Annotated in this window: 9 protein-coding genes; 5 read left to right on the top strand and 4 right to left on the bottom strand. The window is 70.4% G+C overall.

Annotated features, from left to right (window positions below; genetic code table 11):
- Nucleotides 1-97: 97 nt before the first annotated feature.
- Nucleotides 98-415, top strand: a complete 318-nt coding sequence (locus tag EMA17_RS23265) for a hypothetical protein (RefSeq protein ID WP_126639051.1) — start codon at nucleotides 98-100, stop codon at nucleotides 413-415.
- A gap of 390 nt (nucleotides 416-805) precedes the next feature.
- Here the strand turns inward: EMA17_RS23265 and EMA17_RS23260 are convergent, their stop codons facing one another.
- Complete coding sequence (locus EMA17_RS23260) at nucleotides 806-2,755, bottom strand: outer membrane protein assembly factor BamB family protein (RefSeq protein WP_126639050.1); 1,950 nt, start codon at nucleotides 2,753-2,755, stop codon at nucleotides 806-808.
- Between the two features lie 252 nt (nucleotides 2,756-3,007).
- A complete protein-coding gene (locus EMA17_RS23255; protein ID WP_126639049.1) occupies nucleotides 3,008-3,709 on the bottom strand; it encodes an NADH-quinone oxidoreductase subunit E in 702 nt (233 codons plus the stop codon).
- Nucleotides 3,710-3,803: 94 nt separating this feature from the next.
- On the opposite strand from EMA17_RS23255, the gene EMA17_RS23250 reads away from it, so the two are divergent.
- Nucleotides 3,804-4,910 (top strand): WD40 repeat domain-containing protein, encoded by a 1,107-nt coding sequence (locus tag EMA17_RS23250; protein ID WP_126639048.1) that lies wholly within the window; start codon nucleotides 3,804-3,806, stop codon nucleotides 4,908-4,910.
- Between the two features lie 27 nt (nucleotides 4,911-4,937).
- Here the strand turns inward: EMA17_RS23250 and EMA17_RS23245 are convergent, their stop codons facing one another.
- The gene (locus EMA17_RS23245; protein WP_126639047.1) at nucleotides 4,938-6,668 is read right to left on the bottom strand and encodes an ADP-ribosylation family protein; all 1,731 of its coding nucleotides are present in this window, start codon (nucleotides 6,666-6,668) and stop codon (nucleotides 4,938-4,940) included.
- 254 nt (nucleotides 6,669-6,922) lie between these two features.
- Between EMA17_RS23245 and EMA17_RS23240 the strand changes: the two genes are divergently transcribed.
- The 3 genes from EMA17_RS23240 to wrbA all read left to right on the top strand — a co-directional run bounded on the left by EMA17_RS23240 (nucleotide 6,923) and on the right by wrbA (nucleotide 9,883).
- Nucleotides 6,923-7,729, top strand: coding sequence for a hypothetical protein (locus EMA17_RS23240; protein ID WP_126639046.1), 807 nt, complete (start codon nucleotides 6,923-6,925; stop codon nucleotides 7,727-7,729).
- Between the two features lie 734 nt (nucleotides 7,730-8,463).
- Nucleotides 8,464-9,165, top strand: a complete 702-nt coding sequence (locus EMA17_RS23235) for a DsbA family oxidoreductase (RefSeq protein WP_126639045.1) — start codon at nucleotides 8,464-8,466, stop codon at nucleotides 9,163-9,165.
- Nucleotides 9,166-9,274: 109 nt separating this feature from the next.
- Entirely contained in the window at nucleotides 9,275-9,883 is a 609-nt protein-coding gene (wrbA, locus tag EMA17_RS23230; RefSeq protein ID WP_126639044.1) for an NAD(P)H:quinone oxidoreductase, read from the top strand.
- Nucleotides 9,884-9,974: 91 nt separating this feature from the next.
- Here the strand turns inward: wrbA and EMA17_RS23225 are convergent, their stop codons facing one another.
- Nucleotides 9,975-11,378: an FAD-binding oxidoreductase gene (locus EMA17_RS23225; protein ID WP_246126836.1), complete on the bottom strand. Its 1,404-nt coding sequence runs from the start codon at nucleotides 11,376-11,378 to the stop codon at nucleotides 9,975-9,977.
- Nucleotides 11,379-11,591: the final 213 nt, after the last annotated feature.

Below are 11,591 nucleotides of genomic sequence, written 5' to 3'. Positions count from 1 at the left end.
GAGGTCGGCGTGTCCCGGGATGTGCCGTAGCGATGGGCCCCGCATTCACGCGTTCCCACACCGCACCGCGCACGAGGTCGAAGACGTGGAGTCCGTGATGAACGAGGTCGAGCACGTGGCGCTCGCGATGCCGGAGCCGGAGGGTCCACATCACGCCGCCGGGACTCCGTTGACCGTCGGGATGCTTCGCGAATCCCTGACCGATGTGCCCGACGACTGGGAAATAGTGGTGCAGAGTGTGGGCGCCCTGCTGGACAGGGACATCTTCGCCTGCATGGTCGGAATCGAGCGATTGAGCGTCGTCGAAGCCTGGGAAGGCGTGCCACAGACAAGGTACTTCGACGCCCTTGCCATCGACATCGACCACCTGCCCGACCGGCCGATCGACAAGGCCGAGGACGATCCCCCGTACTGACAGGGCCTGGTGGCAGCGGATGACCATGTCGGAGCGGACGTGGAAGCCGGCCCATCCGAGCCGGCGCGTGGACCGTTCACCGCGTGCGGCACGCCGTCGCGGACGACCCGCACATCCATCGGGCGTTCGTCACCGCGCGGGCGATGACGAACGCCTCGGGGCCATCGAACCGTCGACCCGCGACATACGCCGCGCATCGCGAGCGGGTGTCAACGACCGGGGTGGGTGCGAGGGCGGGCCGGGATGGGGCACTCGCACGTACTGTGCACCCACGGGTAGCTCGTGGTCGTGTTCGACCGCCATGCGGACGCGAGTTCGGGCGACTTCGCGGTGGGGATGCGGCTCCGACCGTGTGCGCCGCCATCGCCGCCTCGGGTGGAAGGATCGGTGTCAGCGGCCGGATCGGCCGCGCACCGCCAGCAGTGTTCCGTCGGCGGTCGAGACGTACGCCGTTCCCTCGGATGCCGCCGGTAGGCAGGTGGAGCGGCCCAGCGGATACTGCCAACGCAGAGTCCCGGTGGAGAGGTCGACGGCGTAGAGCGTGGCGTCGCGATCGTCGTAGCCCACCGAGTACGCCATCCGACCGTCGACGACTACGCCGCGTGAGGCGAGGCGGTCGGGTATCGCGAGTGTCCAGGCGAGTTCTCGGCGACGCCGGTCGACACCCACCATGGTGTAGCGCCACTCGGGACCGGCCGATCGTGTCGGAGACGCGAGATGACAGGTGGTGCCGAGGATCCAATCGGCGGTCACCGCGATCGATCCGGTCCACCGCCGCTCGGTCGCCACCGACCATCGCCTGGTCCCGGACGCCGCATCGAAGACGGTCAACGCGGCGGCCGGCACGAACAGTTCGCCGCCGTGCGCCACCAGATCCTGCGCGGCGCCGGCCACCTCGAGGTCCGCGTCCGTGGGCGAAACGCCGTCCATGGAATCGCCGACCCCGCGCACGTGCTCGCCGGTCGCGACGTCGAAGACATGCACGGCGCTCGTGTCTCGATGGTCGTCATCGACGTTGACGACCGCGACGAACACGCGGCCGGCGACCACTACGGGGCGGCTGCGTGGCGTGGCGGCTCCCGGAAGGTATCCCTCCCAGTCGGGCCGCGGCCCGGAGGGTGTCAACCGCCACGCACGCAGCCTGTCCTCCGCGACGAACAGGCGCCCGTCGGCGATCACCGGTGTGGTGTCGGCCCAACCGGCATACGCTCCTCCGATCCACACCCCTCCGTCGTCGGGACACGTCCACACCGGTCTCGCCTCGCCCGAGGCGTGTTCGTCGAATGCCATCAGGCTCGGGTGATCCCCGCCGTAGTGGACCTTGCCCGCGTCGACGGTCACCGTGCTGCGGCCGAGCCCCCGCGTCCCGACGCCGGCCTGCCAACACTGCCGGCCGGTCACCGCTTCGAGTGCCCGCAGCTTCGCGTCCGCCGAGGTGAAGCAGTACACGCGGTCTCCGGCCACGGTGACCATGGGCCCGACCGGGCCTTCCGCGTCGAAGCGCCACCGCACTGTAGCGGCGGGCCGCTCCTCGTCCGAGTGACGCTCCGTCGTCGGAACGGCGTTGGGGGCGTCGTCGTTGTCGAGGCTGTCCAGGAAGCGACGGATCCCCGCGAACGTGGCCGCTCGACCGGCGCCCGCTTCGCGGTAGCTGTGCCGGCCGTTGTTGGTCCAGCCGTACACCGGGTCGGGTCGCCATACGACCTCCGGGGCGTATGTCACCAACCGCGCGGCGAGGGAAGCCGCGTGTCCAGGGTCGATCATGCCGGTGGCGGTCCACGCGCGAGCCAGGGCACGTTCCGCTTCCGCGGCCTCGTCCGGCGACGTGGCCCAGGTCAGGGGTGCCAGGAGCGGAAGTACGAAAGCCGGCGGGAACGGTGTCGGTTCGCCGGTCGGATGCCGGTCGAAGTGGGCGGCGATCCGCCACGCCTCGGTCCAGCGCAGGATCGGCAACGCGAAGTGCCCATCGGTGTGCCCCAGTTCGATGACGTCCTCGCAGTCCGGGCCGTCCAACGTGTGATGGATCCCCGGCGAGGAGCTGAACCGGATCATCCAGGTGTGCCCCGAGATGAACGGCAACCTGAGCACGGCACCGCTGTCCATGGCCGCGTCCATGGCCCGGACCTGCTCTTCGTCGTCCATCTCGTCCGTGATGACGTCGTACGGGTCGGGGCCCAGAAGCCACGCGAAGTCGAAGTCCGGATCGCTACCCAGTACGCGGGTGAGAAACGCCGTCTCGTCCTCGTCGTCGCCGTCGCCGTAGTTGAGCAGCGAGTCGTAGTAGGCGTACCAGAATCCCGGTCGTCCGAGAGTGGCGGCGGGATCGGTGATGATCGGCATGACGAAGGAAACTAGCCCGCGTCGTGCTGTGGGGCTTGTACGGATCCGCCACCCGCGAGGGGCTCGGCTTCCTCGGATGACACAGCGGGCGCCCGCGTCGGCGAAGCCGGCCGCCTGGCGACGCCCGCGCCGAAGTTCGATCCTCGGACGGTCGGGCGTCGTCGCGCACCGGGGGGGTTGTTGCGCGATTGCGAATGGGGTATCCGATGTCGAAGCCGTCGGGACGCCGTCGTGGTTCTCGTTCGAGCGGGGTCAGCGGCTCCACTCGATGGGTGGGGAAGTGAAGTCCGGCATGCGGAAGTCGACGGCGTCGAGGGATCCGGCGGCGGGCAGCAGGAATACCGCGCAGTCCTCACGGGTGACGCCCTTCGTGAACGACGCGAAGGTGGAGGACGAGCACTTGTCGAGCTTCCCGTAGAGAATGGCCGGCTGCATCCGCTGCCTGCGATCGTCCACACCCCCGAGCGGGATATTGGGCATGGTGTAGGACAGGTCGGTGTCCGAAAGGTTGGTGTAGGCGACCCGGACGTAGAAGGGGACGATGTTCTTCTGATCCTCTTTCAAGGCGAAGCCCGCCTTTTCGAGGTCCCGGGTCGATCCTTTCTCGATCGCGAGTGGTCTGACCTGCACAAGACCCTTCTTGGAGCCCGACGTGTACTCGGACACGGCGGATTCGCCCAGCTTCAATCGGGTTCCCGCCTTGGTGACGGTGCCGGGCGGGGCGGTTTCCGGAGACGCGGGCACCGCCGCGCTCGGCGCACCGGTTTCCGAGGCCGGCGGGGAACTCGGTGGCGCGACGACCGCCTCACTCCGCTCTGCCGGGGACGCGCCCGATGTTTCGGCGCTTTGCCCGATACCTTGGCCGATCGACTTCCGACCGTCTCCGTCGCTCCCGCAACCGGCGAGCAGCAGACACAGCGCGGCGACGGCGATCACACCCGTTCGCATGTTCATGTCCGACAATCTCAGCCACCTCCATGATCGGGGCTAGGAATTTCACGCCTCCCACGACGGACCGCCGGGTCGCGCCCGATGCGACAATGCCCGGATGCGACAGACGCGTTGGGCTGCTCCCGGCGGGCCGACGTACACGTTCGAATACCACTCGGGTGCGCTGCGGGTCGTCGTCGTCGCGGGCCGGACCCTGTTGGTCGGGATGTACTGCTCGGGGGAGGGTTTCCAGCGCGTGGACCTGCGGGACGCCTCCACCGGTGAGGTGGTCGACGTCCACGGCTTCGGCGACAAGGAGTGGTGGCACGACCCGGCCGGGCACTTCACGTGCTTCACCGCGCGGGGTGGCACGTTCGTCCTGCATATCACGGGCCGCCCGCGCGGCTATCGCGTCCTGCGGGTGACCCGGGACGGCTTCGAGGTCGTCGGGCACGTCGTCCCGGGCCTCCTGGGTGACGACATGTTCGTCGAGGCCGTGGCGCCCGCCGTCTTCTGCGGGAGATCGGCCATTCTCGCTCTCGGGTTCGACGGCTCCTCGCGCACCGTGGCGTCGTTCCGCGCGGCGTGGGACGGCGATCGGGTACTCGGGTGTTGGAACATCCCTCGGGGATGGAAGTGTTCGCGCCTGGTCGCGGCCGGCGAACGGACGTACGCGTGGCTGCGGCCGCGCCCGCCGGACGCGACATCCCCGGAGGAGCCGTGGCGGGTGACCGTCGAGCACGGCTGCCTGCTCTGGGACGTCACCTCGGATCGCCCGGTGGGCCGGCCACTGCCGGTCCCCGGCCCCGATCACGGCATCTGGGACCTGAACGGGCGGCCCGTGGCCCTGTTCGGGGCCGATCGTCAGGTGTGGGATCCGGCACGGCGGGAGCCCCTGGGCCCCGGACTGGGCGACGTGGATCTCGCGAACCCCCGGGTCGGGACGATGCGCGGACGACCCGTCATCGCGGGCACGACGCAACAGTCGTTGCGAGTCTGGGACATCGGCACCGCACGGCTGCTCGGGAGCACCGACCTGCCGGACGCACCGATCGCCACCGCGATCGACCCCGACGGCACCGCCTGGGCCATCACCCGCACCGGATACGTCGGCACTCTCACCCTCGGGTTCGCCGAAGTCCATCCATCGACGGCTCGACGGTCGCTCCGACGAGGGGGTGGTGCCCGTGGTGCGCGGGAAGCGTGGGGCGGAAATCGGCAGTAGCTCGATCCGGGCGATCTCGCTGTCCGTTCAGTTCGGTGTGGCCCAGGGAATCTTCCGTTCGCGCAGGTCGAGTTCGGCGAGGTCGGCGAGGTTGTCGCGGCCCAGGGCCCGGTAGGCCATCGCGAGGAGCTCGGCGGCGGCACGTTCGCGTTCCGGGATGCGGACACGGCGAGGGAGGCTGTCGTCGTCGCTGATGAAGTGCAGGTCGCGGCCCAGGGCCAACGCCTCGGCCGGGTCACCCGCGCGGCAGCGGTCCTTCGCATCCGCGACCAAGCGGTGCAGGGCCGACGGGTCGGCGGCGAGCGCCTCACGGATGTGATCGGTCAACGTACGGTTCTCGCCCCTGCGTTGGTGCCCCCGATCGAGAATCGTCGCCCCGGTGACGAGTGCTCCTGCTCCATCGAGCGTGGTGACGCGGGTCGGATCCACGGTGCGATACCAGTCGTCACCGCGTGAGCACCGCAGGTCGTAATCGTGGCCATGCTCGGGACGGTCGCCCGTCTCGTAGCGCATCAGCGTCTCCCGCAGCAGCCGAACCCGGTATCGGGCGGGTACGGGGTCCGCATCGCAGTCGTCCTCGTCGCCGTGGTGCAGGAAGAAGTTCTCGATCGCCGCCCGGACCGCCTCGAGGGGTGTGCCCCCCTCGGGAAACCCGAAGTCGGAGTTGTCCTTGGGGCTGTGGCGGAGCACACCGGTGCACGTGTGTCCGTCGTCGAACCACAGTCCGTGGTGCTCGCCGGGGTACGGGCCGTTGAGGAAGGTGACGAACTCCGGTGGGTCCCAGTAGTAGCGCCAGTGCATGCGCGGGTCCGACCCGTCGGCCGGCCGCCAGGCCGGGTCGTCGAACACGGCCATGATCCCGCACGTGTACAGGCCCAGGTCCTCGCCGAACGCCGTGCGTTCGACCGGGCCGAGCGCGAGGAGGAATTCCTGGAACCGGAAGATCGAGTCCGGCAGGACCACACCCCACACTTCGCGGCAACGCCGTTCGATCGCCGGGCGATCCCGCCGCACGCGATTCGCGGCGGCACGGCGAAGACCAGGATGGTCCTCGATTTGGGCCGTATCGGCTTTCCACCGCAGGTATGCGCGGTCGGCTGCGGCCCGCTCCACGAGGTACGAGCGCTCACGGGCCCGGTCCCAGATCGAGCTTTCCGGTTCACCGGTGCCGAAAATGGCCGCGAGCAGGCGGTCTTCCGGAGTGAGCTCGACATCAGCCGGGCCGCCGTGGGCCCGACGAACCACGTCGGGCAGCCACCGCGCCACATCCCGTTGCACCACCCGTGCCAGGTCCGCGGGCGCGAGCCCCGCCAACTCACGGTCGAACGCGTCCAGTACGTCCTTGCGTCGGGCCTGGCAACGGGCACGCACACCCGCCTCGTGGGCGACGTACGCGTCCCACTCGGCGGCCGGGTCCGTGTCGGGAAGGTGCAATCGCTCGACGAAGAACGTCAGGTCCTCGGCCCTGGCCGCGGCCGCGTGGTCACCGGCCACCCATGCGCGGAACGCGGCGGTCGTGTCCACGACCGGGCGGAGATCCCCTCGCGCGACGGACACCACCTCGGGCCGCCCGACCGGCACGCCGATGACACGGACCGATATCGGTTCCTCCTCCCATTCGTCGTCGTACTCCCCCTCGTCCCAGATCCCCGGGGTGCCGTCGCTCTCGACGCCGACGTCGACAACCACGTCGGCGTCGAGCGCCTCACCGATGTACCCCCGGTACCTGCCCCGAATGATCTCGACCCACCGTGTCATCGGCACCAACTCCTACAGGGACCCGGAAACGACCACCCCGCATCCCATCATCTCGGGACGACAACTCCATGCCACGGCAGCCGCACCTCGGTGACCGGATCGGGTCGTGGGCGCGGACCTCGCCGGCGGTGGGAGATCCCGCGAAGCGAAGCCGGCGTGCTGCGGGTTCCCGCCGTCGGGGGAGACTGCGAACACGCGCTCGCCGATGCCCACCACGACATCGCGCGACCAGGCCATCGATCCGGGCAGGCAGGATGATCGTCGATTCCGGTATATACCTCTTCGACTACCGGCGATTCCACGAAGAAGTCGTACCAGCCATCCGACGGCTGCACGCCGAAGGAGTGGCCGAGCCGTGGTTGGAGGCGGTGTGGAACAGGGGACGGCCGCGGCCCACTCCGGTCCCGCGGTTCACGCCCCACCTCAGGGAGTTGACCTTCGATCTGATGGCCGGGCACGACCTCGCCGGGGCGTTGCCCACCGAGTTGTTCCCCCGACCCGCGTCACGTCCCAAGCGCCGAGGTGAGCCGCGCCGGGTGCCACGCTCGGACGTGGACGACCACACGTTGCCGCCGGATCACGGCGACTGGCTGCGAGTGTGCGACCTTTTCCGGGTGGCGGTCGAGGAGACCTGCCTCGGCGACGGCGCCTTCATGGGCAACGTCACGCTGCCGGGATCCCTCGGTGTCTGCGTCGACCTCCGAGGCCTTCTCGAGTACGACCAAGACCTTCGGACCCTGCTCGAATGGTTGGAGAGCCGGGGCGACGCCTGGAGACAGGCCGGTGTCGACTGCTTCGCGGGCATATACGGTTGGCTCGACCCCGATGAGACCCTGCTGTTGGCCGACGCGCTCGACGGCCATCCCCTGCCACTCGTCGATGCGGCCTTCTCCGCCGTCGAGGCCGCCCGCGGCGCCGGAGTGGGAGCGTGCACCGACGGGAACAGTTGCCCGCTGTCGGCGGCGGTGCTCCGTGCCGTCGCGCGACTCGCGACACGGGAGGGACGAGGCCTGCTGTGGGGCCTGGACGCAACGCCTCCCGAGGGCGCGCGGCTCGTATAGGCCGTCTCCTCGGGCGGCCACAGCGGTGGCGCGCACCCCGCGGACGTCATCGAACGTGGTGAGGAACAGGCCACCGAACTCGCCTGGAACGACCGGCGGAAGACACGCCGTCGGGCAGCCGAGCCGCCCCGCCGACGGTTCGGGCAGTCCTGTCGGTTGCGTGGTCCGATGGAGTCTTCGCCTTGACCTTGATCGACTCGGCGCCCCCGGCGGTACACCACAGCACCCGCTCCGCCCTGCCGTCGCCCTGCGGAGGTCGCCCGAAACGGGTGCGGCCCAGCCCGTCTCCCTGCACCGAGAAAGGCTTGTCCTCCGCCAGGTGGGCCTCCACGATCACCGGACCGGGCGGCAACGGAGGCAATTCGACGGTGTGTTTCCGCGGGCCACCCCTGACCTCGTGAAGCAGTGCTTCGCTGCGTATGGGCCGCAGGGCGGCGTCCGGGGTGGGGCCGGCAACAGGGTCCGGGATGACGCTCCTCGTCGGCGAGCCGGGCGAACGGAAGGGGCAGCCGTGGCCGGTCGCGCACACCGTGAGGTCGTCGCAGCGCCCGTGCCAGCCGGCGCCTCGCACGCCGTTGCCCCGTCTCGCCCGCCCGTCCGGACGGGTGTGAGGGGGTCGTGGCCCGATTGCATCCGGAACGGGTTCCGGTTAGCCTGACGGGGTAATCGGAACGCATTCCGCTTTGGGCTCGGGCACCGGCCGGGCCGGGCGGGACGGCGATGTGGAGCAGGACATGGACACCCCGATACTCACCCCCGCCATCGAGGTCCCCCCGGGGACGATCGTCTGTTTCGCCGACATCGGCTGCCCCTGGGCACACGTGGCCGTGCACCGGCTGCACACCACTCGCGCGCGGCTGGGCCTGCGCGAGCGGGTGCGCTTCGACATCCGGGCGTTCCCGCTCGAACTGATCAACGACATGGCCACGCCCAAGCTGATCCTGGACGCGGAGATCCCCGTCGCCGGCGCCCTCGCGCCCGAGGCGGGGTGGCAGGTGTGGCAGGCGCCCGCGCACGAGTACCCGGTCACCACGCTGATGGCCATGGAGGCCGTGGAGATCGCCAAACGCCAGGGATCGGCCGCGAGCGAGGCACTCGACCGCGCCCTGCGGGTCGCGCTGTTCGGCCACAGCCGCAACATCTCGATGCGACACGAGGTGCTCCGCGTCGCGGCCGACTGCGAGGACGTGGACGCCGACGCGATCAGGGCGGGCCTGGTCGAGGGATCGGCGCGCGCGGAGATCGAACGACAGATCCCGCTGTGCGCGGGCGACACCGTGCAGGGCAGCCCGACCCTGTTCCTCCCCGACGGCTCCGCCCACCACAACCCCGGCATCGACCTGCGCTGGGAAGGCGCGTGGGGCGTCGGATTCCCGGTCGTCGAACGGGACGAGCCGCACGTCTACGAGGACCTGCTGCACCGGGCCGCCGACTGACGGGACGGGCGGAACGCGCCGAACAGGCGACGACGGGCAACGGCAGGCAACGAAGCGACCCGAAGCACTCCCGGGCACGCGAAACAACCCCCGATCAAAGGAATCGATCATGAGCGTCAACGTCGCGGTCATCCACTACAGCTCCACCGGACACGTGTACCAACTGGCCAAGGCCATCGCCGAGGGCGCGGAGGCCACCGGTGCGGAGGTCCGCCTGCGCAAGGTGCGCGAACTGGCCCCCGAGGAGGCCATCCGCAGCAACCCCGACTGGGCCGAGCACGCCCGGCTGACCGCTGACGTGCCGGAGGCCACGCTCGACGACCTGCTGTGGGCGGACGCGTACCTCTTCGGCTCTCCGACCCGGTTCGGCAACGTCTCCGCGCAACTGAAGCAGTTCTTCGACACCACCGGCGGGCTCTGGTTCGAGCGCAGGCTGGTCGACAAGCTCGTCAGCGGGTTCACCAGCTCCGACGACGTACACGGCGGCCAGGAGTCGACCATCATCAGCATGTACAACGTGTTCATGCACTGGGGTGCCATCATCGTCCCGCCCGGCTACGCCGACGACGTGGTGTCCGCGGGAGGCGGGAACCCCTACGGGGCCAGCAGCGTGCACGTCGCCAAGGACCCCTCGCCGGAGGAACTGGCCGCGGCGACCTTCCAGGGCCGGCGTGTGGCGGAGAAGGCGGCGCAGTTCCTGCGGGGCCGGGCCGCCTGAACCGGTGGTGCGCGCGGGCTCCACGACGAAGTGTCGTGGAGCCCGCGGCCGTTGCCGGGGTCCCACCGCGCGGTCCGCGGGCATGTCGCCCTCACGCGGGCGGGATGTTGTGGTTGAGGCGGAAGAGGTTCGTCGGGTCGTATCGCCGTTTCACTTCGGCGAGTCGCCGATGGATCGACGGTTCCCAGGCGGCGCGCACGGTGGCCTCGTCCACCTCGTGGCCGCCGATGAAACACACATAGGGGCCGCCCGTCGACCACGGGCTCATCGCGGCCATCAGCCGGGTCTGGTACGCGACGGCCTCGGCCACCCGGTCCGGGGCGGGGACGCTCGCGGCGAACAGGCTGAACGCCGCGTCACGGAAGCCGATCGCGGAGGGGACGGACGGCGTGCGCGAGAGGGCGCCGCCGAGGTGGCGGATCTCGACCGCCAGGAGCGGGCTGTCCGCCCGCGCGCCGATCAGCTCGATCAGGGTGTCGACGGCGTCGTCGTCCAACGAGCGCAACAGGGTCGAACGTTCGTGGTACGGGCCGGGTTCGGTGGGGTCGCCGTTGATCGTTCCGATATCGGTGTAGGGCATGCGCCCGACGGTGTCGATCAGGGCGGTTCCGATGGCCCGCAGCGGGGCCACCAGGCGTCGGCCGCTCTCCTCCGGACCGAAGTGGCAGACGCGGATGTGGGCCACGTACCTGCCGCGCAATGGTTCCGGGACGTCGTCCAGGTCGGGGTATCGGATGAACGCGATGGAGGAGGCCGTCCGCTCGGGCACGGTCGTGGTCCAGTCCCGGTAGGCCCGCAGGATGTCGGCGGCGGATTCGCCGGGGAGGAACAGGCCGCCGCCGTACAGCTCGGAGACCGGGAACAGGCCGATCTCCATGGCCGTGACCACGCCGAAGTTGCCCTTGCCGCCGCGCAGCGCCCAGAACAGGTCGGGTTCGGAGTCGGCGGAGACGGTGCGGGCCGCGCCGTCGGCGGTCACCACGTCGAACGAGCGCACGTGGTCGGCCGCGTATCCATATGTGCGGCCCAGGGGGCCCACGCCGCCGCCGAGCACGTATCCGATCGCGCCGACCAGCGGCGACGACCCGTTGGGCGGTGCCAGCCCCCGGGAGGCGGCCTCGGTGACGACCCTGCCCCATCGCACGCCGGCCTCGACGCGGGCGATCCGGGCCTCGACGTCGATGGTGACGCCGTCGAGTCGGCGGGTGACGACGAGCAGGCCGTCGTCGGCGGTGACGGACGGGCCGTGGCCGGTGGCCTGGACGGCCACGGGCAGCGCGTACGTCGCGGCGAACGCCACGGCTTCGCGGACGTCGTCGGCGTCCTCGGGCAGCACGACGATCGCGACCCGGTGCGGCACGGTGCGGTTGTGCGCGGCGACGGCCTCGGCGTAGCCGGGGTCGTCCGGGAGGAGCACGTCCCCGCGCAGTCGGGAATCGAGATCCGACGCGGCCTTGCGCGGCACGGGCGGATCCGTCGCCGATGAGTCGTGCACTTCGTCTCCTTCGCGGGCGGAGGGGTGTCCACGTTTCGACCGCGCGGGCGGGGGCCTCGTCGCGTCGGTTCTCGTGTCCCGATGCCGCGCCGGGGGTCGTCCTCGTCGCGTCGCCCGGCTCCGCGTGCGTGACGCGGTGGAGGTGGGGCGGAGGGCATCGGCTAAGCGGAACGCAATCCGCTTATGCCGAGGGTATCCGGACGTCGACGGCCG

The sequence above is a fragment of the Embleya hyalina genome (assembly GCF_003967355.1).
In the GTDB taxonomy this organism is placed as follows: Bacteria; Actinomycetota; Actinomycetes; order Streptomycetales; family Streptomycetaceae; genus Embleya; species Embleya hyalina.
The sequence above is the reverse complement of the archived record's forward strand: the minus strand, read 5'-3'. Positions and strand labels throughout refer to the sequence as shown.